This is a genomic window from Bradyrhizobium viridifuturi, assembly GCF_001238275.1.
GTDB classification, from domain to species: domain Bacteria; phylum Pseudomonadota; class Alphaproteobacteria; order Rhizobiales; family Xanthobacteraceae; genus Bradyrhizobium; species Bradyrhizobium viridifuturi.
Genome location: NZ_LGTB01000064.1, coordinates 13880 through 34710, shown reverse-complemented (window position 1 = coordinate 34710; position 20831 = coordinate 13880). Strand labels below are relative to the sequence as shown.

19 protein-coding genes and 1 pseudogene are annotated in these 20831 nt (G+C 63.5%); 15 read left to right on the top strand and 5 right to left on the bottom strand.

Annotated features, from left to right (window positions below; genetic code table 11):
- Nucleotides 1-94 precede the first annotated feature (94 nt).
- Nucleotides 95-1042 carry a non-homologous end-joining DNA ligase gene (ligD, locus tag ALC15_RS38100; protein WP_050631715.1) on the top strand — a complete coding sequence of 316 codons (948 nt, stop codon included), beginning with the start codon at nt 95-97 and terminating at the stop codon, nt 1040-1042.
- 82 nt (nt 1043-1124) lie between these two features.
- Here ligD and ALC15_RS38095 read toward each other — a convergent pair whose 3' ends face one another.
- The 3 genes from ALC15_RS38095 to ku form a co-directional block, all read right to left on the bottom strand.
- On the bottom strand, nt 1125-1592 hold the full coding sequence (locus tag ALC15_RS38095; protein ID WP_050631714.1) for a metallophosphoesterase family protein: 468 nt from the start codon (nt 1590-1592) through the stop codon (nt 1125-1127).
- A complete protein-coding gene (locus ALC15_RS38090; RefSeq protein ID WP_050631713.1) occupies nt 1589-2092 on the bottom strand; it encodes an NUDIX hydrolase in 504 nt (167 codons plus the stop codon). Before ALC15_RS38090 ends, ALC15_RS38095 begins: the two co-directional genes overlap by 4 nt.
- Before the next feature lie 64 nt (nt 2093-2156).
- Nucleotides 2157-3089, bottom strand: a complete 933-nt coding sequence (gene ku, locus ALC15_RS38085; protein ID WP_050631712.1) for a non-homologous end joining protein Ku — start codon at nt 3087-3089, stop codon at nt 2157-2159.
- Between the two features lie 145 nt (nt 3090-3234).
- On the opposite strand from ku, the gene ALC15_RS38080 reads away from it, so the two are divergent.
- From ALC15_RS38080 to ALC15_RS41220, 7 genes and pseudogenes are all read left to right on the top strand, one after another.
- A complete protein-coding gene (locus ALC15_RS38080; RefSeq protein WP_200914740.1) occupies nt 3235-3630 on the top strand; it encodes a hypothetical protein in 396 nt (131 codons plus the stop codon).
- A 45-nt stretch (nt 3631-3675) separates the two neighbouring features.
- Nucleotides 3676-4125 carry a hypothetical protein gene (locus tag ALC15_RS38075; RefSeq protein WP_050631710.1) on the top strand — a complete coding sequence of 150 codons (450 nt, stop codon included), beginning with the start codon at nt 3676-3678 and terminating at the stop codon, nt 4123-4125.
- Nucleotides 4126-4128: 3 nt separating this feature from the next.
- Nucleotides 4129-4853 (top strand): annotated as a pseudogene (locus ALC15_RS38070) (SOS response-associated peptidase).
- Nucleotides 4850-5167, top strand: a complete 318-nt coding sequence (locus ALC15_RS48050; protein WP_050631709.1) for a hypothetical protein — start codon at nt 4850-4852, stop codon at nt 5165-5167. Before ALC15_RS38070 ends, ALC15_RS48050 begins: the two are co-directional and overlap by 4 nt.
- Nucleotides 5168-5233: 66 nt before the next feature.
- Nucleotides 5234-5779, top strand: a complete 546-nt coding sequence (locus tag ALC15_RS38060) for a hypothetical protein (RefSeq protein WP_050631708.1) — start codon at nt 5234-5236, stop codon at nt 5777-5779.
- A 543-nt stretch (nt 5780-6322) separates the two neighbouring features.
- Nucleotides 6323-7093: an RNA polymerase sigma factor gene (locus ALC15_RS38055; RefSeq protein WP_050631707.1), complete on the top strand. Its 771-nt coding sequence runs from the start codon at nt 6323-6325 to the stop codon at nt 7091-7093.
- A 12-nt stretch (nt 7094-7105) separates the two neighbouring features.
- Complete coding sequence (locus tag ALC15_RS41220) at nt 7106-7747, top strand: hypothetical protein (RefSeq protein ID WP_063781928.1); 642 nt, start codon at nt 7106-7108, stop codon at nt 7745-7747.
- Here the strand turns inward: ALC15_RS41220 and ALC15_RS45025 are convergent.
- On the bottom strand, nt 7702-8019 hold the full coding sequence (locus tag ALC15_RS45025; RefSeq protein WP_050631705.1) for a hypothetical protein: 318 nt from the start codon (nt 8017-8019) through the stop codon (nt 7702-7704). The two genes, ALC15_RS41220 and ALC15_RS45025, sit on opposite strands and share 46 nt — an antisense overlap.
- A 257-nt stretch (nt 8020-8276) precedes the next feature.
- Between ALC15_RS45025 and ALC15_RS38040 the strand changes: the two genes are divergently transcribed.
- The 5 genes from ALC15_RS38040 to ALC15_RS38020 all read left to right on the top strand — a co-directional run bounded on the left by ALC15_RS38040 (nt 8277) and on the right by ALC15_RS38020 (nt 14124).
- Nucleotides 8277-11165: an ATP-dependent helicase gene (locus ALC15_RS38040; protein WP_094194377.1), complete on the top strand. Its 2889-nt coding sequence runs from the start codon at nt 8277-8279 to the stop codon at nt 11163-11165.
- 111 nt (nt 11166-11276) lie between these two features.
- On the top strand, nt 11277-11768 hold the full coding sequence (locus ALC15_RS38035) for a hypothetical protein (RefSeq protein WP_050631703.1): 492 nt from the start codon (nt 11277-11279) through the stop codon (nt 11766-11768).
- Nucleotides 11769-11772: 4 nt separating this feature from the next.
- Complete coding sequence (locus tag ALC15_RS38030; protein WP_050631702.1) at nt 11773-12261, top strand: DUF7665 family protein; 489 nt, start codon at nt 11773-11775, stop codon at nt 12259-12261.
- Nucleotides 12209-12730 (top strand): hypothetical protein, encoded by a 522-nt coding sequence (locus ALC15_RS38025; RefSeq protein ID WP_128089711.1) that lies wholly within the window; start codon nt 12209-12211, stop codon nt 12728-12730. Before ALC15_RS38030 ends, ALC15_RS38025 begins: the two co-directional genes overlap by 53 nt.
- Nucleotides 12731-12738: 8 nt before the next feature.
- Nucleotides 12739-14124 carry a hypothetical protein gene (locus tag ALC15_RS38020; RefSeq protein WP_050631700.1) on the top strand — a complete coding sequence of 462 codons (1386 nt, stop codon included), beginning with the start codon at nt 12739-12741 and terminating at the stop codon, nt 14122-14124.
- A 199-nt stretch (nt 14125-14323) separates the two neighbouring features.
- Here the strand turns inward: ALC15_RS38020 and ALC15_RS46890 are convergent, their stop codons facing one another.
- Complete coding sequence (locus tag ALC15_RS46890; protein WP_244486446.1) at nt 14324-14641, bottom strand: hypothetical protein; 318 nt, start codon at nt 14639-14641, stop codon at nt 14324-14326.
- A gap of 21 nt (nt 14642-14662) precedes the next feature.
- Between ALC15_RS46890 and ALC15_RS38015 the strand changes: the two genes are divergently transcribed.
- Nucleotides 14663-16972 carry a PD-(D/E)XK nuclease family protein gene (locus ALC15_RS38015; protein WP_244486445.1) on the top strand — a complete coding sequence of 770 codons (2310 nt, stop codon included), beginning with the start codon at nt 14663-14665 and terminating at the stop codon, nt 16970-16972.
- Complete coding sequence (locus ALC15_RS38010; protein ID WP_050631698.1) at nt 16969-20259, top strand: UvrD-helicase domain-containing protein; 3291 nt, start codon at nt 16969-16971, stop codon at nt 20257-20259. The genes ALC15_RS38015 and ALC15_RS38010 overlap by 4 nt, the downstream gene beginning before the upstream one ends.
- Nucleotides 20260-20831: the final 572 nt, after the last annotated feature.

The window sequence follows — 20831 nt, the reverse complement described above, 5'->3', positions numbered from 1 at the left end:
GCGTCTGACGGAACATGCCATGGCTTTGCGCGTTCCCTCATTCTTGAAGGACGTCCGTGCATTACGCAACTCGCTCTGAAGGATTGGCCCTTGAATGAGCCGGATGTCGACCTTGCCCAAGCGCCTACAACCGATGCTCGCCACGCTCACCGACGCGCCCTTCGACGACGCCGGCTGGGTTTTCGAGGACAAGTACGATGGCTTTCGGATGATCGCGGAAATCCGGCGGGGCAAGGTTTCGCTCTACAGCCGCAACGGCAAGATCATCAGCCGCAGCTATATCGAGGTCGCCAAAGCGCTGGAGGGCGTGAAGGGCGACGCCGTGATCGACGGCGAGCTCGTCGCGATCGGAAAGGATGGTGTCTCCCATTTCCAGCTGCTTCAGAACGCGCTGCGCCATGAAGCGAGGCTCCTGTATTACGCCTTCGACCTCATGTTTCAGGACACAGTCGACGTGCGCAAACAGCCTCTGCTCGACCGCAAGGAGCGGCTGAAAGCGATCCTGCCGGGTCACCGGCTGATCGCCTTCAGCCGTCACCGCAAAGCGAGCGGCACAGAATTTTTTGCCGAGGCCGAGCGGAAGGGTCTGGAAGGCATCATGGCGAAGCGCGCCGACAGCGCCTATGAGTCCGGAAGCCGGACGGCGGATTGGCTGAAGATCAAAACAGCAATGCGGCAGGAAGTGGTGATCGCGGGCTTCACGGCGCCGAGGCGCACCAGGCCGTTCTTCGGCGTCCTGGTCCTCGCCGTACGGGAAGACGACGCATGGCGCTATATCGGACATGTCGGCACTGGCTTCAGCCATAAGGTCCTGGAAGACCTCCACGCCAAGCTCGTGAAGCTAACGACCCCGAAATCACCCTTCCCTGCCAAAGTGAAGGACGAGGCCGCCACGACCTGGGTCAAACCCTCGTTGGTTGCCGAAGTCAAGTTCGCGGAGTGGACGAGTAAGGGCGAACTGCGCCAGCCCGTCTACCTCGGGCTCAGGTCCGACAAGCAGGCGAAGGATGTCGTGCGCGAGCGAGAACGTCCGCGCAAATAGCACTTCCCTTCGGACGTAACCGGCAACGAGAGCGAATTAACGCATTCGCCTCTTCCGCTGTGAATTCCCTCCGCGGTGGCACTCAGTAGTCGCCTCCAAGGTCGTGGATTTCCGGTCGCATGCCGTCGGGCGTGACTTCGAGCGTTGCAAGCGTGATCGGCAGCTTGAAGCGCCGTGGTCCCGCGCTCCCGGGATTCAAATAGAGAACGCCGCCGAACGTGTCGATCTTCGGCACGTGAGAATGGCCGGAGACGATGACGTCGATGCCGGCGCCAAGATCGGCCTTGAGCGTCTTCAGGTCGTGCAGAACATAGATCGACTTGCCCGCCAGGCGCACGAGTTTCGTGTCGGGATATTGGTGGGCCCACTCGCCACTGTCTACGTTTCCACGGATGGCGGTGACAGGCGCGATCCGGCGAAGAGCATCGACGATCTCGGGGCGCCCGATGTCGCCGGCATGAATGATGTGATCGACGCCCGTCAGGCCTCGTTCCGCCTCGGGTCTCAACAGGCCGTGCGTGTCCGAAATGATTCCAATCCTGAACGTCATTTCCCGGCGCTCTCAACCGCGATCGCCAAAAGACGATCGAGAAGCTCTACCTGCCCGGACAGCATCTTGGTCCGCGCGAACTCGATATTGAACCATTCCGCGCGGTCGACCTCGGGAAAGCTCTGCCGTCGACCGCTTCGGGGCGGCCATTCGATATCGAAGGTATTGCTGATTAGCGCCGCCGGGTCAAAATGGCCCTCGCCGGCGAATGCGATGACGCGCTTTCCTCCGCGCTGCCGGATCTCCCCCAGCGGCTGAAGCGGACCAATCGAAGCGCTCGGGCCGAGTTCCTCGGCAAACTCGCGCCGCGCGACCTGCTCCGGATCATCATTGGCATCGATTTCGCCCTTCGGAATGGACCAGGCGCCGTTATCCTTCTTGCGCCAGAACGGACCGCCGGGATGAACGAGCAGAACCTCGAGCCGGCGAGCGCCCTTGCGGTAGGCGAGAATGCCCGCGCTCAACGTCGATCTCCTGGAAGTCTTTTGCAGCGCAGCCATATCGCTCCCTGCCGCGGACGACGAAGTAACGGCCGTCTGGCATCACTGGTTGCTTCAGGACACGCTAGGCCGACTTCCGCTGCGGTTTGGCTGCCGGCTTCTTCGCCGCGGCCTCTTTCGCCGGCTTCTTGCCTGCGATCGGCATCAGCATTTCCTTCTGCCCGGCCGCCACCTTGCGCGGCTTTTTGCCTGGTTTCTTGGGCGCCTCTGTCGCGGCTGCCCCCTCTCTTCCGATGCTCTTACGCAGCGCGTCCATCAGGTCGACGACGTTCTCGCCGCGGGGACGCGCCTTCGCGGTGATGGGTTTGCCGGCACGTTTCTGGTTGATGAGATCGATGAGGGCGGTTTCGTACTGGTCTTCGAACTTGTCCGGCTCGAAATGACCTGCCTTCTGATTGACGATGTGCCTGGCGAGATCAAGCATGTCCTTGGTGACTTTGACATCCTGGATATCGTCGAAATATTCCTCCGCTGACCGGACTTCGTAGGGATAGCGAAGCAGGGTCCCCATCAACCCCTTGTCCAGCGGCTCGAGCGCAATGATGTGCTCGCGATTGGTCAGCACCACGCGACCGATCGCGACCTTGTTCATTTCGCGGATGGTTTCGCGAATAACGGCGAAGGCGTCGTGCCCGACTTTGCCATCTGGAGTCAGGTAGTAAGGGCGGATCAGATATCTTGGATCAATCTCGCTGCGGTCGACGAAGTCGTCAATCTCGATCGTTCGCGTCGATTCCAGCGCGACGTTTTCGAGCTCTTCCTTCGTCACCTCGATGAAAGTGTCGGTGTCGACCTTGTAGCCCTTGACGATGTCCTCGTTGTCGACCTCCTCGCCGGTATCAGCGTCCACCTTCGCGTACTTGATGCGGTGGCCGGTCTTTCGGTTGAGCTGGTTGAACGAGACCTTTTCGGATTCCGACGTTGCCGGATAGAGCGCTACCGGACAGGTGACGAGTGAAAGACGCAGGAAGCCTTTCCAGTTAGCGCGGGGGGCCATCGCCGGGGAACTCCATTACTGACGCCGGATTCAAGACGAACGGCCCGGCTTGGTTCCGACACCGCGCCCCTCCCAAAAGGATGATTTTTTCTCCATGAGGGTCGAAGCGGACTCGACTTTTGTTCTTGTTATGTTCTAATTCGGAATGACCGATCGACCCGCGAGCTGGCGTATGCCGACCCCGAAGCAGATGGAAATACTGGCCGCTGAAGCTGCTCGGAGGCGACATCCCTCGTCGGCGCCTCCGGATGCACCGCTTCCGGCGGAATACTGGGAATCGGTCCTGAATGACCCTCGCGCCGACGAGACCGGAGCCCAGAAGCGGCAGCGGCGTCTTTCCGAGATTCAACGCCATGTCCTGCGCATCTCATGCCGTCGCTGCGAGAGGACCGTGGAAATCCAGACCGCCGATGCAGTTCGATTGTATGGCGGCAACGCGCTCTGGAAGGACGTGGCGCAGCGTTTGCTCGACAACACCTGCCAGCAGCGCACCGGCAGGCATGAAGAAGACGGGTGCTGGCCAGCGTTCGAGACGTCCTAGCCCGTTCCGGAACGCGATCCGATCACTTGCGCCTGGATAGTCCGGATGGCCCCGAAGTATCACCCTACGCCCCTGTCGGGCGGTGATCGCAAGGCGCTGGCAAAGGAGCTCGGCAAGGCCCGCGCGATGGCCAACATGCTTGCTGCCCAATCGGCCGAGATGCGGGCCAAGGGCGAGGCCATGATCCAGCAAGCTGACAGGTTGCTTTGCGAAAGCTGGAACGAGCGCATGTGGAGTGACGGCGAACCGATCGATCCATCGCCCACCATCGACCAGGCCGTGAACGGAGGCTTTCCTTGGCTTGAGATCAGGTGCACGCGCTGCAAGACGCCGAGCGACGTCGACCTCGCGGCGATGAAGCACCCGCCGACCACCTTCGTGCATGATCTCGCAAGCCGACTACGCTGCCGCAAATGCGCCAAGACGGGCCAGCGTCCCTCCGCAACTCTGCTACAGTTGGCTTGGCAGCCGCGCCAGCCTCGAACCGAAGCCTGACTGATGTGCAATCTCTATTCGATTACAACAAACCAGGCCGCGATAAGCGCGCTGTTCCGCGTCGTGAACCGATACGTGGGCAATCTCGCACCGATGCCCGGCGTGTTTCCGGACTACAATGCACCGATCGTGCGGAACGGAGCCGAAGGCCGCGAGCTCGCCACGGCGCGATGGGGAATGCCGTCGTCATCGAAGGCGCTGATGGACGCCACCAAGAAACGAGCCGAAAAGCTGCAGGCCAAGGCAAGCCGGTGGATTTCAAGGAATTGCTCAGAATGGAGCCGGACGGCGGCACGACCAACATCCGCAACGTGAAGAGCAAGCACTGGACGCGATGGCTGGGGACCGAAAACCGTTGCGTGGTGCCATTCAACTCGTTCAGCGAGTTCAACACGGCCGAAGGTGGCGACATCTGGTTCGCTCTCGACGAGTCCCGTCCCCTAGCCTGCTTCGCCGGAATCTGGACAAGCTGGACATCTGTTCGAAAGGTCAAGGAAGGCGAGACCACGAACGATCTCTACGCATTCCTCACGACGGAGCCGAACGCAGAGGTCGGCGCCATCCACCCCAAGGCGATGCCCGTGATCCTGACGACGCCGGACGAAGTCGAAGCCTGGATGACGGCCCCATCGGACGAGGCACTAAAGCTGCAGCGACCGCTTGCCGACGGCACGCTCCGGATCGTCGGCCGCGGCGTCAAGGAAGATTCGGCCGGCCTAGCGACGTGACCGACGAGGACGACGACCAGACAGAACTCTCGGCCCGCCAACGCGAGATCGTTCACGTCGACATGGGGGCCTTCTATACGTCCGTCGAACAACGCGACAATCCGGATCTGCGCAAGGGATCGAAGCCGGATGGCCGAGACGCGTCAGCGGCTCGGTTCACGCGAGCCGGTCCGCGGCCAGCGGAAGCGCACAAGCAGAAGAATCCGATTAGACTCGGGTCAAAGATCGCGGGGGAGGTAGGCAGGCAACGTTGCGGATCCGACGAATTGTTCCGCGGTGCCGTACTCGCGCGGGATGACGGCGAGGGCTTTTGACGAGCAATGGCCTTCTCCCGCAACCTCGTATAGGAAGACCGGGTCTCGAGATCACGAAGGAATGCTTTGACGGTAACTTGGGGAATTTTCGAGATCGAAGGGGACTCCTTCGATCTCGGCCATCTCGACGAGACGGTCATCTCCGGCGAAATCGGTGGCGAGCAGCATGCCATTCTGGTGGAGTTTTCCGATCATTGCTTCACGGAAGACGCCCTTCCGGACGACGCGCGGCCCAAATTTCCGTCATCTACGCGGAAGGACGGCCGGTTCTGCGTGAAGCGGTATCAGGCGTCGTTGAATATCTGGGAGCATCTCGATCGAGCCGCGCGTGGTTCGGTCTGGCTTGGCGAAAGCGATCGGTGTCTGGTCGTGAAGCTGACCACCGAGGAAGGCGAGGATCCGCTACACTACGTCATTCCCTTCACGCTCGAACGCTGGAAGGGAGACAAGCGGGCGAAACTGAAGATGCGGGTCCGAAGCGCCTTCCTGAGGGACTCGACCAGGCGCGTGGCGACCTTCGGCCAAGTCAAATTCGCGACTTTGGTCGAGCTGACGCTGAAGGGGGGATCGCCTCGCCGCAATTACGACCGCAACCGGAAAAAGCCGTGGTGAAAATAGAACAGGCCCTTTCGGGCCTGTGCGACATCGCGAGATGTCTCGGGGCGAACCTCTTGACCCTTTGCGGGGCTGCCCGTCTCATGGAGCCGGCCCCGATGTTACCATCGGGAGGGGCTGGTTGTGCTCACGCCCTATGTCCAGCGATCTGCCACGGAATGTAATGTATCCGAGACCCTCATGCAACGATCTTTTGGGGTTCCCGGTTCCACGGGCCGGCGCCATTGTGCGCTACATCACACATAAGATAGTAATATTCCAGAACAATTTCAATCGCCAGTCAGACTGGGACGTTTCCGGACGTCTGGACGAAGAGGTTGCACAATAAGAAACCCAGCGACTATCATTGCGTGCACAAATACCCCGCGACATCAATTACTTGCACGCTTTGACGGTACTTAAATGCCGCCATCGCTCTAGGCTTCCCCTCAAAAAATTCCATGGAGGGGGTTTCGGCGATGGCCCCATGAGGGATTAGCGCCATGCAAGGGGGCCGTCCGGGCGGTCTTCACAACCAAATTGCGCCATGCGAGGCGGCCGATGCCGAGAGCACTGAATAAGATGACGAAAGGAGGGGTCGGCTATAAACGCCCTCCGGAAATCGAGGCCAGCATCGATGTGGCCTTGGGGCAGGAACTCGACGAGCAGTTGCGGAGAGCCAAGATCCGCGATCCGGCGGATCCCGGCTATATGTCGAGCGAATGCCTGGTCCATCTGGTTCGCGAGGCACGTCTGTCCGGAGACAAGCGCGCCGTGGACAGGCTCGTCGTTCCGCTACTGTCGCGATGCGAACGCCGGCTCAAGCGCACCATTCCGGACAGCCGGCCGGATGCACAAGGCCTGCGCGACGAGGTGCTGCAGACCTTCTGCGAGCTGCTCGCACGCGTCGGTACCAATCACGACGCGACGGCGCTCGACCTGTTCGAGTGCAAGTTCAACAAGGGCCTCGCAACCCTCCGGTATCGGCGCGTCAGGAAGGAAGACAACCGCGGCAAGTTGTTCCGCGACATCGGCCGTGAAGTCGATGAAGACGGTCAACCGATTGATCCGAACGACACGCTCGGCAGGTTGTCGCGCGCGGCCCAGACCCCGGCCAATCAGGAGGACTTCGTCCATCTCGCCGAGATGCTCGAAGAGATTAAGAAATTGCCGCCCGCGCAGCGCAAAGCGGTCGAACTCTGCTGTCTTCAGGGTTACGCCCCCGGATCCGAGGATCCGAACGAGGTTACTGCCGCAACGATTTGCGGTGTTTCCGGTACCGCCATCCGCAAGAATCTGCGCAAGGCGGCGGAAAAACTAAAAGCACGATGAGGAGCGCTGACGATGACTGCCAACCCCACGATGCCGTTGGACGACGTGTTGTACGCGTTCGCCATGGCCAGGCCGATCCCGGACCCGGGGACCTTGGAAGAGTTCACGAGAAAATATCCGGCGTATGCGGACGAGCTGACCGATTTCGCGGTTGATCTGCTGCTCGACAGCGCGATCGAAGACGAAGTTGGCGAAGCCGACGACGATGATAGCGTATCGCCGGCGGTCTCCCGCGCGATCAGCCATTTTCAGAATGCTCTCTACGAACTGGAAAAGAAGCCGGTCCCGGCTCTTCAGGCTGTTCCGCAAACCAAGAACCCGTTTGCGGACATGGACCGCACGCGTTTCAGATCGGTGGCCCGCGGATTGAACGCCAACAATACGTTTCTAATCAAACTGCGCGACCGGACGATAGAGCCCGACACGGTGACGTCGAGGATAGGGTCTGCGAAAAGGTCGCGCGGGAAGCCGGCGAGCCGACGTATCTGGTCATCGCACACTTCCAGGCGCCGCCGGTCCTCGCGCGCGGTCAGCACTTCAAATCCGACGCAAAGCCTACCCTTTCCGCACGCGAGACCTTTGAAGAGGCTGTCCGCAATTCGGGCCTTTCACCCGAGCAGCAGTGCTATCTTCTCAAGCTCTGATCCTTCATGAAGTCCTTCGAGACCATTCGCGAGCTCGCCGCTCAACTCCATCTCGAGCTCGTGCGCAAGGGTGCCGATCCGCAGAGCCCGGATGATCTGATCGCGCGCGCGATCGAGCGCTACGATCTCGAATTGACGTTTCTGGAGCCCGACGACCCCGCTCTCAAGGGCGCACGAGCTCTCTTCGACGAACAGAGCGGTACCATCTGCGCGGCGAAGGTCGGGTCGGTCGCCGAGCAGGCTTTGGTCGTCGCGCATGAGATCGGCCATCTGGTCGCGCATGCGCAGTCCTGTTCATGCGCAGCCGCCGACATAGATCCTTCGCGCTCGACCGAGGCCGCACCCGTCGGCCTGCAGAAGGTCGAGGATTACGGCGCCCGTGAGCGACGCGAACTCGAAGCCAACGTGTTCGCGCGCGAATTTCTCCTTCCGCGGTCTCTCGCATCCAAATGGTTCGTTGAAGACGGAGCCCGAGCGTCGGAAATCGCCTCGAAGACGGGCCTCCCCCTGCCTCTTGTCCGACAGCAGATACTCGACGCTTGCCTCTTGCCGACGTGGAGGCGACCGCGCCCAAGCCTCCGGTCGCTTTCAAGCGTGACCCCGCCCAGGAACGGGCCGCCGCTCACCGCAACTCCCCCTATCAGCTTCGGGCCGGCCCCGGCACTGGCAAGACACGAAGTCTGGTCAGCCGCATTCAGTCCCTGCTGGCCGATTCCGTCCAGCCCTCCGCCATTCTCGTTCTGACGTTCTCGAACCGGACCGCGGCCGAGCTTTCCGAACGCGTTGCGCTGGCCCTCGGCGACCAGGCGGCGGCCCTCTGGATCGGAACGTTCCACGGCTTTGGACTCGATCTCATCAGGCGATTTCACGACAAGCTCGGGCTGCCGCCGGATCCCTCGCTGTTCGATCGCAGCGACGCCATCGCCGTCCTGGAGGAGATTCTGCCGACGCTTCCGCTCGATCACTACAAGAATCTCTGGGATCCCGTCATCGTTCTCAAGGATATCCTCCAGGCGATCTCGCGGGCGAAGGACGAAGTCGTGACGGCGCCGGAGTACCGCAAGCTTGCGGAGGCACAATATGCACGCGCCAAAGTTTCCGGCGACGCGGATGCCCTCAAGTCGGCCGAGAAGGTTCGCGAGATAGCGTCCGTCTACGAACTTTACGAAACGGCGAAGGTCGAAAGACAGGCCGTCGATTTCGGCGATCTCATCATGTTGCCGACGTTGTTGCTGGAACGAGACGAGTCCGTCCGTGCGGCGACGCGTCTACGCCACCGTCACATGCTGGTGGACGAATATCAGGACGTGAACCGAGCCAGCGTGCGCCTCGTCAAGTCGCTCGCCGGAGACGGCAAGCAGCTTTGGGTCGTCGGCGACGCGCGGCAATCGATCTACCGGTTTCGTGGCGCTTCCTCCGCCAACATGACCGCCTTTTCGGCCGACTTTCCGGCTGCCGTCTCGGAACCTCTCGAAATCAACTACCGATCGACCCAAAAGGTGATCGACGCCTACAGCGTATTCGCGAAAACCATGTCGATGCCGGTCGGACTGGCGGAACTGAAGCTCGAAGCCAACCGCGGCGAAGGCGACGCGGTCCCGGAGATTCGCGGGTTCGACACACCGGACGACGAAGCCGCCGGGATCGCCGCCAGCATCATCCAATTCGAGAAGGAAGGCGTTTCGCTGCGGGATCAAGCCGTCCTTTGCCGCACCAATCCTCGCATCGACGAGATCGCTCGGGCGCTCGAAGCGCGCGGCATTCCCGTTCTGCATCTCGGCAGCCTCTTCGAACGCGACGAGATCCGTGACCTGCTTTCGCTCCTGACGCTGGCCACCGACCGCTTCGGAGCCGGGCTTGTACGCGTCTGCGCGATGCCACGCTACCGTGCGCCGCTTCAGGACGTGAGACGCATGCTTCGTCATCTGCGCGATGGCGACAAGCCGGCGCTCTTGCGCCTCGACGAGTTGTCCGGCCTAGCTGGCATGTCCGCGCCGGCGTCGGCGGCGATCAAGCGGCTCGCGGTGGATCTTGCGGGCTTGAAGACATCGCAAGGCGCCTGGGATTATCTCACAACGATCCTGTTGGACCGCAGTGACTCGATCCGGGCACTCGCCGCAAGCACCGCTATTTCGGATCGGATGCGCGGCATTGCGATCTGGCAGTTTCTGAATTTCCTCCGGGAACAGAGTCCCGTCTCGAAGGGATCGCCGATCCATACGTCGCTCGACCGTGTCCGCAATCTCGTACTGCTCGCGGAAGAACGTGATTTGCGGCAGGTGCCGGAGGCCGCGCTGCAGATGAACGCCGTGCGCTTGATGACCATCCACGCGAGCAAGGGTCTCGAATTCGAGGCTGTCCATATTCCGGGTCTGGTGGTGAGCGGGCTTCCCGCGAAATATCAGGGCTCCCGCTGCCCACCGCCCGAGAACATGATCGCCGGCGCCACCGGCTCGGTCGCCGAGCAGGGACGATCGGGGCACGAGCAGGAAGAGGAATGTCTCTTCTTCGTAGCCATGTCGCGCGCCCGCACCTATCTGCGGCTCTACTTCACCAGGCTGCAAGAGAACGGAAATACCCGAAACCCGTCGCTCTTCCTTCCGCGCGTTCAGGCGAAGATGCGACGCATGGACACCGCGCCGATCGTGCCGCTGCCGACACCACCGAAACCGACCAATGTCCGGGTGACGCTGCCGAACGAGTGGCATCTGACCGATCGGCGCGTGGTATCCTATGATCGGTGTCCGAGGCGCTTCTTCTATACGCACGTGCTCGGTATCGGCACCGCGCGGCGAGCGACGTCTTTCGAGCGCACCCATTCGTGCATCTATGAACTCATCGACTGGCTGTCCCAGGCACGCCTGACGTCGACCCCGTCACGTGAAGAGACCCACGCCGCCTTCGCCGATATCTGGAAGCGGCAGGGCCCGACCGACCCGGCCTATGCCGCCGATTATCTCGATCTGGCGCGTCATCTGGTCGACGGGCTCATCGATGCCGGCGCCGGGCGGCGCTTCCGCGAAGCCGAACCGCTCGCCATCGACTTCGCCAACGGCCGCGTCGTGGTCGAGGCGGCGGAGATCGCGGAGCGCGCAGACGGCGTCATCGTGGTCCGGCGTATCCGAAGCGGCCATCGCGGGGAAAAGGAGTTCGATAAGCTCGAGTACTTCCTCTATCAGCGGGCGGCGGTCGGGCGCTTCGGCGCCAGAACCGTGGTCGAGGCAATTCACCTGACCGACAACGAAGCGGTGGACGTTCCGCCGCTCTCCCGCACCCAGGTCACGAACCGCGTCAAGAAGACCGAGATACTGCTCGACGGCATCAATGTAGGCGCCTTCGATCCTTTGCCGGACGCCTTTACGTGCCCTCGCTGCCCGCACTTCTTCATATGCGCAGCGACGCCAGAGGGCGATCTCGACGTCACCTGACGAAATTTCCTCCGCAGGGGGTTTCGGCGAGCCTTCGTCGATGGATTACCGGATCAGGAGACAGCGGCCGCAATCGCGCGGCTCGCAATTCTCCCGATCCGGGAGTTCCAAATGAAGAAGACCGACGTTTACTATCAGGGCGAGGGCATCGCCGCGCTCGAACACATCGAGATCGGCGAGCACGAAACCTTCGGCACCCTTCGCGTCCTGATCGGCGAGAAGCACGGGCTCGGCGGCGACGCCTGCCTCTTCATCGAAGATGAAGTCGAGCAGATCGCCGACGAGGTGCCGATCGCGAGCCGGGCCGGTCGCGCCGGCGTCAAGGTCCACATCCACCGCTGCCGCCAGGTCGCCGTCACGGTCCACTTCAAGGACAAGTCCGTGCACGAGAATTTCGCGCCCGGCCGGACCGTCGGCCGCATCAAGCAGTGGGCGGCGATCCGCAAGTTCGGCATGACGGAGGAGGAAGCGAGCCATCACCACCTGCAGCTCGCCGGCACCACCGTTCAGCCGGATCCGGGAACCCATATCGGCACGCTTGCCGCGCCGGACAAGTGCGCGGTCGAGTTCGACCTCGTCTCCACCCCGAAGGTGAACGGTTAGGACGATGGCGATGCAGAACCCATGTTCGCCGGACGAGCGCGCCTTCCGGGCGGACGCGGCGAAGGCCGCGTTCCGCTTGGCAGAAGCCGAGGAGCGGTTCCGCCTCGTCGGCATCGCCTGGCCGATCGTGCTGGTTGGCATAACGGCGGTCGACGGCACCGAGTACGGCCTCCGCTTCGACTGTGCCGGCTATCCGGCGGCGGCGCCGACGGGGCGCTTGTGGGATCTCGAGCGAAACGCGCCGCTGGCGTTCGGCTCCTGGCCCGGCAGCAAGGGGGGCCGCGTCAAGGCCGTGTTCAGGACCGACTGGAAGGACGGCACCGCGCTTTACCTGCCTTGCGACCGCGTGAGCCGCGAAGGCCACGACAACTGGAGGCAGGAAACGCCGACCATGATCTGGAACCCCGCGCGAGGCATCACTCAGTATTTGGAGATCGTTCATGAGCTTCTCAATTGCGGCGACTATCAGCCGCCTGCTCGCGCCGCGGCATGAATTGTCCTGCTCGTGGTTGCTCTGGCGCCGCCTGACCGCTCGCTTGCGCGAGCGCGGTCTGGGCGCGACCCGCGAAAGCGGCGCGTTTCTGCTCGGCTTCGTGGAGCAGGGCCGGCCCGGGCGGATCGTCGACTTCGTTCTCTATGATGATCTCGACCGGCACAGTCTCGACACCGGCATCATCCGCTTCGATGGCAGGCATTTCGGCAAACTCTGGGCGATCTGCCGAGAGCGCCAGCTCACCGTCGTCGCCGACGTCCACGTGCATCCAGGCGACTCGGCCCAAAGCGCGTCCGACAAGGCGCATCCCATGGTGACGCAGGCCGGTCATCTCGCGCTCATCCTGCCGCAGTTCGCGCGCGCGCCGATCCGGCGCGAGGAGATCGGCATCTATCGTTATCTCGGCGACCAAGCCTGGCAGACCGTGCCTCGCGCGCAGCGCCGTGCCTTCCTTCACATCGGACTATGAGGTGCAGCATGAACGCTTTCACATCGGCGGATACGATGCATCGCCTGGCGAAGCGGGCGATGGACGACGGCAGCGCACGCAGTCGTGAGGAGGCGGAAGCGCTTCTTCGCCACTACAGCATCGCGATCGTGGTCGACGACCTCGTCGCTGGCGACCGCCACCATCAGGCGGCGATTCTCGCCGCCGTTGCGTTCGGGCGCCGCGTCTTTCTCGGTGGCGTCACCATCGCAGGCAATCTGAACGTCCCGTTGGTGACGCCACTTCCCTTTGGGCGCACCCTGGCGGAAGCCGTCGTCGCGCTCGGCGGTGCGCTCGAAGACACGCCGGCGGGCGTGCCGATCCTCCGGGTCGGCAACGGTCCCGGCGACAGGATGCAAGGTTTCTGCGTCCGCCTCGTCTTCGCCGGCTGGCGCGGCGGCATCGTGCCAAACGACGCCGACGGCATCGACGCCGGCGCCGGCGAGCCGATGGCGCTCGCCCCGATGCTCGCGGCGGCGCTGGGAGTCAACGAAGCGTTCCTGCATCTCGCAGGCGAGTTGCCGTCGGCCGGCCGCCGGTGCGTCGGGCTGTCGCTGTGGGACCTTGCGGATCCGGACTGGCTGGATGCCCGCGCCCCCGACCCGGTGCTGCGCTATCTGCCGACGCGGCTTTGGCTGATCGGCCTCGGCCATCTCGGCCAGGCCTTTCTCTTCGCGCTCGGCCTGCTGCCTTACGAGCACCCGGCCGATCTCCACCTCGTCCTTCAGGACGACGACATCATCACGCCCTCGACCGAAAGCACGTCGATACTCTCCGACGCCACCATGATCGGCGGCAAGAAGACGCGGACCATGGCGGCATGGGCGGAACAACGCGGATTCGGCACCACGATCACGGAGAGGCTGTTCGACGCCCACACCCGGCGTCAGCCGCACGAGCCCGCGATCGCCCTCTGCGGACTCGACAATGCCGCGGGCCGCCGCACGCTCGACCTTGCCGGCTTCGACTTCATCGCCGAGGCGGGCCTCGGTCGCGGCCATGCGGACTTCCGCAGCATCGTGGTGCATACGCTGCCCGGCGATCTGCCGACCGCCAAGCTGTGGGAAGGCTCCGACACCGCGGCCGGCGCGATCGACGCCGCGGCCTACCGCAAGCTGCTAGATGACGGATCGCTCGACCGGTGCGGCATCACTCTGCTCGCCGGCAAGGCCGTCGGCGCGCCGTTCGTCGGAGGCACGGCCGCGACCGTCGTCATCGCGGAAGTCCTGCGGCTGCTTCACGGCGCCCCGGTCAACCGGCTGGTCGAGTTGAACCTCGTCAGTCCCGATCATCGCACCACCGCGCCGCAGCACAACGACTTCTCCACGCTCAACCCGGGCTTCGCTACGATCAAGTCGGACAGGGACAGCGGCTGATGCGGCGGGTCGCTTCTTGCCTCGGCGCGGTCCTGCGCCCGCGGGCCCGCGACGGTGGGCATATCCCGCCGGCATCCGGCGGCGGCCAGGCCGCGCAGTCGGTCGGCTTTTCGCCGGCATTGGTAATGAATAGAACTGCGGGCGCTCCCATCGGCGTCGGCATGGAAAAGCGAGGCATGAGAAGTTGAGCGACGATCGTCTACCCAAGCTCAGGACGGCGGTGGTGGAGGGGCCCTTGGCGTTCCAGATGCGCCGTTTCGCGGCGGCGCAGGTCGGCGACTGCGGTCTCCAGATCCTGAGCCTGCCGCAACTGGCTGCAAGGCTTGCCGGCGGCTTTGCCGTCGCCGCTTCGGCCGAACACCTGGAACCCGCGATCCGGGACACGCTCGTCGAGGGTGGGTTCGCCGAACTCGAGCACGTGAGGCATCTGCCGGGCATGTCGCGGGCGGTGCTCCGGACGCTGAGGAAGATCTGGACCGCGGACCTCGATCTCGCGGCGACGAGCCGTGACGGACATCGTCGGATCGCGGAAATATGCATGATCGAGGCGCGGCTAAAAACCCGCTTGCCGCTGGCCGCGATGCTGCCGCGCGATCTCCGTGATGCCGCGCTGACTCGCCTGCAACATGCGCCGCGGATCGTCGGCGACGTCAGCATCGAAGGCCTGTCCTACGTCGCACCAATCTGGCGTCCCCTGATCGAGGCGCTCCGCGGCATCGTCCAGGTCGAGTGGATCGCACCGGCCGGAGCGGACACCGATTGGTTTCGCGGCAAGATCGTGCAGCTTGATCCCGTTTCGACCGCTGCGCCCGAGGTCGTATCCTGCGCCGACTGCCGCCATGAGGTGGTCGAAAGCCTGCGGTGGGCGCGGCAGCTGATCGCATCCGGCGTCGCCAAACCCAATGAGATCGCGATCGCCTCGCCGAACACGACGGCGTGGGACGACCACTTCCTTGCATGCGCGGAAGACACCGGGTTCCGGCTTCACTTTTCCCATGGCGTTTCCGCACTCGCCACGCGCGACGGGCAGCGATGCGCCGCGCTCGCCGACGTCCTGATGCATGGCCTGAGTCAGCAGCGGGTCCGCCGACTGTTCGCCGTGAGCCGCGGACAGGGTCTCGCACCGGATGAACTCCCGGCTCGTTGGCTGGATGCGATATCGCGAGGCGCGGCCTTGTCGAGCGTCTCCGATTGGACGCGCGCGCTCGAAGCGGCGGAAGGTCGATCACCGGGAAGCGTTTCCGTCGAGGCGACGGTACGCCTCCTGGAGATTCTCGCCAGGGGGCCCGTTGCGGCGGACGAGGCGGCCCCGATGTTTCTTCGGGGACGATCGCTCCAGATCTGGCGCACGGCGACGCGCTCCGCGCCGACCGATGCCATCGAATTGTCGTTGCGGGGCGTGCGTCTGGGGTCCGAAACGGATGCGGCGGACGCCGTCGTTTGGTGTCCGGCCGGCGATCTCGCCGCCTCGCCTCGTCCCTATGTGAGACTTCTCGGACTGACGAACCGCGCTTGGCCGCGCGGCGCCGGCGAGGATCCGATCCTGCCCAACCATGTCTTGTCGGCCGGCGAGTTCGACACCGATCCCGTGGCGCGCGCGGACCGCAGGCACTTCGCCGTCATTCTCGGCTCCGCGTCGGGAAGCGCGGTGCTTTCGCGCAGCCGACGCGGCGCGCAAGGGAGCCGTGTCGGATGCAGCCCGCTCTTGCAGAACAACGTCAGCGTCGCTTTGTCGCGCGAGCGTATCCCGGAGCACGCGTTTAATCGGTCCGACAGGCTGCTGGCCCGCCCCGAGGAGGCCGCCGGCATCGACCAGATCGGTTCGGCTGGCCGGTGCTGGCGCGACTGGCACGCCGAGGCGCTCACCGATCACGACGGACGCTTCGAGCCGGGTCATCCGGCCATCAAGCGTTCGATCGAGCGGTTACAGTCGGCGACTTCGTTGCAACGGCTCCTGCAGGATCCGCTCGGATTCGTCTGGAAATATGCCCTTGGTTTCGATGTCCCGCAGCAGCGCCAGCATCCGCTGACCATCGCGCCGGAAGAACTCGGCAAGCTGGTGCACGAGCTGCTGCGGCGCGCCGTCGATGCGCTCGAGCCGGAACCGGGATATGCGAAGGCATCCGACGTTCAGATAGAGAATGCGCTGGAGGATGTCGCCAAGGTCGTCCATGCCACCTGGCCACTCGAACGTCCCGTCCCGCCCAGGCTGCTGTGGGGTCATACGGTCGAGTACGCGAAGGCGATGGCGCTGGCGGGTCTCCTGCGCAAGGACATCAACGAAGACGGCACCCGAAGCTGGACCGAGGTCCCCTTCGGTCAACCCGCCGGCTTCGAAGCCGGTCGCGAGCTGCCGTGGGATCCGACGATTCCGGTCGAGATTCCCGGCACGCCCGTGCGGTTGCGCGGCACGATCGACCGCCTCGACATGCGGAGCAATCCGTTCGCGGTCAGGGTCACCGACTACAAGACCGGAACGCCGCCCCACAACGCCGCCCGCATCGTGATCGGAGGCGGAGCGGAGCTGCAGCGCGCCTTGTACACGCTCGCATGTCTTCAGCTGCTCGAGGAAAATCCGATGGTCCGGGCAAGACTGCTCTACCTGGCCGGAGATCCGCTCGAGGTCAAATTGCATGACGTTGATGTTGTTCTCACCCGGATCGGCGAATTCGTGAGCGAGGTGGTCGCCTTGCTCCACAAGGGAAACGCCGTGCCCGGACGGCTCGCATATCATAAGTTCAACGACCTCAGATTGGCGTTTCCGGCTTCCCCCGGATACGAGCGTCGCAAGCGGCTGGCATTCGGCCGCGCCGCCGGCAACCTCACAAAATTCTGGAACGCGGTATGATTTCGCGAGATGACGACGGCGACCGACTGCGTGCACTGACGGAATTCGACTCGACCCTCTTGGTCGAGGCTGCCGCCGGCACGGGAAAGACATCGCTGCTCGCCGGCCGGGTGGTGATGCTGCTGGCCGCCGGCACGGCGCCGGGCTCCATCGCTGCGATCACCTTCACCGAGCTTGCGGCAGGCGAACTGCGTCAACGCATCGCTCAATATCTCGGCACCCTGCTCTCCGGCGCGGTTCCGGACGAACTTCGGCTTTGCATTCCGAAGAAATTGAAGGCGGCGCAGCGGCGGGCGCTGGAAAAGGCGAGCGGGCTCCTGGATGAACTGACGTGCTCGACCATTCACGGGTTCTGCCACGACCTGCTTCGGACCTATTCCGTGGAAGCGGCGATCGATCCCGGTGCGGAGATCCTCGATCGCGACCAGGCGGATTTCGTATTCGATGCGATCTTCGATCAGTGGTGGCGCGATCGGCTCGACGAACCGCGCCCGGTGGAAGATCCGATCACCGTGATCGCGCGGAAGGATCCGACCGGAGCGGAGAAACTGCTGCGGGATTTCGCCAAGTCGAGGCGACGCCACCGCAATGCGCGCCCTCTGCCCCCGGATATCGATGCCGATGCTCACCTCGAATTCGCCGAGAGCGTCCGCGAATTCCGCCGCTGGTACGACCGCGTTGGAGGCCCGAAAGACGCAGAGTGCGACATCGTCGATCTTGAGACGTTGCTCGGACATTTCGAGCGCAGCTTCGCCGCGGGTCTCGAATTCGCACGGTTGTGGGATGCGGCGCACCCCGCGACGCTGCAGCTCATGCGATCAAGGTCGTTCGACCTCCGTGAATACAAGCGACGCACGATTTGGAAGCGCGCGAAGGGAGACGATGACGGCGGTCGCCTCGCCGATCAGGCGGAAGAACACTACGTGCGTTGCCGCGAATGCTACGGCACCTTGATGGGCCGGATCGCGACCGCGATCGTCAGCGTGTTCTCGTCCGAGCTCGACGGTCTTCTGGCCGAATACGATGGCTTCAAGCGGCGGGCGGCGGTGATGGACTTCGACGACCTGCTGTTCACCTGCCGAGAAGTCCTGCGTCAACATCCCGAGGTGCGAGCGGCTGCGGGCGGACGATTCTCGCGGATACTCGTGGACGAGTTCCAGGATACCGACCCTGTTCAGGCGGAAATCGTGTTTCTGCTGGCCGGCGTCGATGGCACCGCCGCAAATTGGCATGAGCGGCGTCTGCGGCGCGGCCAGCTGTTCCTCGTCGGCGACCCCAAGCAGGCCATCTATCGGTTCCGCGGTGCCGATCTGGCGACCTATCTCCGGGTGCGGAATGCCATTGAGGCGCAGTTTCCCGACAACATACTTCGCGTCACGGCGAACTTCCGCTCCAGACCGCGGATCCTCAAACACATCAACGATTGCTTCGCGGGACCGCTTGCCGCCCAACAGGCCGGCTACGTCGCGCTGGGCGGGACGAGAGACGACGCGGACCACGGCTTTCCATGCGTCACGAAGGTATCCGTCGACCTGTTGCCGAATACGCGGGTCGACAGCAGTCGCGACGAAGAGGCGCGCGTGGTCGCCGAGATCTGCAGCCGCCTGATCGGCAACGTCGAGCTGAAACTGAACGACGGATCTAGCCGGCGGCTGACGCCGGGGGACATCGCTCTGCTGGCGCCGGTCTCGACCGAGCTTTGGCGCTACGAGCGGGCCCTCGAGGAGGCCGTTCTCCCCTTCGCCTCGCAAGCCGGCAAGAACCTCTTCAAGCGTCAGGAAGCCCAGGACCTCGTTGCGCTGGTCCGGAGCATCGCCGATGTGCGCGACACGCTGGCTTTGGGCGCCCTGCTACGAGGGCCGCTGGTGGGTCTTTCCGAGCAGGATCTGCTCACGATCACCGCAAGTCTTCCCGTTCCGCCCGGCAGCGAGTCGGCGCGCCTCTCGTTGCTGACGGACCCGAAGATCGTGCAGAACGACCTCGCGCGGGAGGTCCTCGGAATATTGCGCGACGTTCGGCTTCGCCTGCGCGTCACGTCCCCAGCGTTGCTGCTCGCCGAGGCGATCGAGCGGCTCCGCGTCCGGGCCATTGTCGCAGGCCGAAGTGCGGATCAGGCCGCCCGCTCGCTCGCGAACGTCGATGCCCTGCTCGAACGCGCGCGCAATTACGGAGTACGGGGATTCGTGCAGTTCGCGCACGATCTCGACGAGGATTGGTCGAGCGGCGCAGGATTCACGGAAGGCATCGTCGAAGCGGACGGCCGATCGATCGAGATCGTGACGGTCCACAGCGCAAAGGGCCTAGAGTGGCCCGTCGTCATTCCGATCAATCGTGCTTCGATGCCACGCCCACCCGAAGCCTTCGTATACCGACGGAGCGACGAGAGCCTGCACTGGGCGCTCGGGCAGGTGACGCCGCCGACGTTGCAGGGCGCGATGCAGGGAGAGACCGGGGAAAAGCGCGATGAGAACTTGCGGCTGCTCTACGTCGCTTGTACCCGCGCCATGGAATTGCTCGTCATCCCCGACCTCTCCTGGTCCGACGAGACGTCCTGGGCGAAACAGCTCGACTTCAAGCTCGACGGTATCCCCAAGCTCGATGTCTCGAAACTCAGGCGCGCGGCAGTCGTTCCGCCTAAGGCGAACGCGAATCTACAGTCCGCGGAGCTCTTCGCCGAAGAGCAATCGCGTATCGAGCGGGACTTTCCCTCGATTGTCTGGAGCAAACCCAGCGAGAGTGATCCCGACTTACTGCCGACCGTGCCTCCGAGTTCTGCGGAAGAGGCGGTCATCGAGACCGCGGCTACGATCGGAGGCGGCCGCCTGCGCGGCGTCGTTCTGCACAAGCTCATGGAGGAACTGGCGACCGGAGAGCTCGCCGCGAGCGCGAGCGAGACCGAAGAGAGAGCGGATTTGCTGTGTCGGCAACTTGCGGAAACGACGACGAGCGGCAGGCCGGACCCCGCCGAGATGGCGAATACAGCACTACGCACGTTCGCCCACCCGGAGCTGGAGCCGTTCCGTGATCGACTGGTTTCGGAGGTGCCGCTCTACGGCGCCGCCGCCCGCGCCGGCGAGCTGATCGCCGGGCGTGCGGATGCGGTGGCCCGCGCGGACGACGGCGATCTGGTCACATTCGATTGGAAGAGCGATGTCGCCCCGAGCGAGCGGGACCGCTCGGCCTATCGGGCACAGCTGGCTCAGTATATGCACGTCCTGGGCGCGCAGCGCGGCGCGGTCGTGTATATGACGTCCGGCCGCATCGACTGGATCACGACGATGCTTTAAAAGAGTCGGCCAGCGGCTTCATGAGTAATCTCGGCAAAGGCGCGCCTGGGCGAGATAGCCGATGGTATCGGACGCCAATATTTTCGTCCCATACCTAGCCCAGGCACCCCGACCCCCCGAATATCAGCTGGAGGTTGTCAAGTTCGGTAACTTGACAGCCAGCGCGAAGATAGAACAAATAGGGAATATAAGACTCTACTGATCTGGAGGTGACGGTTTCCTCGCTCGACTTCGAAAATAACTCGACCGTTGCAGTCCTCGCTGATTGCGCGAAATGAGCTGCGCGGAAAATGCAATTGCAAAAAAATTCAGAGCGAGTGCAATCGGCTCTGGATGGGGCACTCGCAGATGGACTATCGCACCCTTCAGGCGATGCGCGCAAAGCATCCGGCGTGGAGATTGCTGGTCGCAGATCATGGGCCGTTTGTTGCGGCCTTCCTTCACGACACATTCATCCGACCCAATCTGCGGACGCGTGCAGTCCGATCTTGCATCTCGGCTAGATGATTTCCTTTGTCCAAACACCGTACGCCCCGCTTGATCTGTAATGCGGGGGGCGTCGCTCAGTGCTT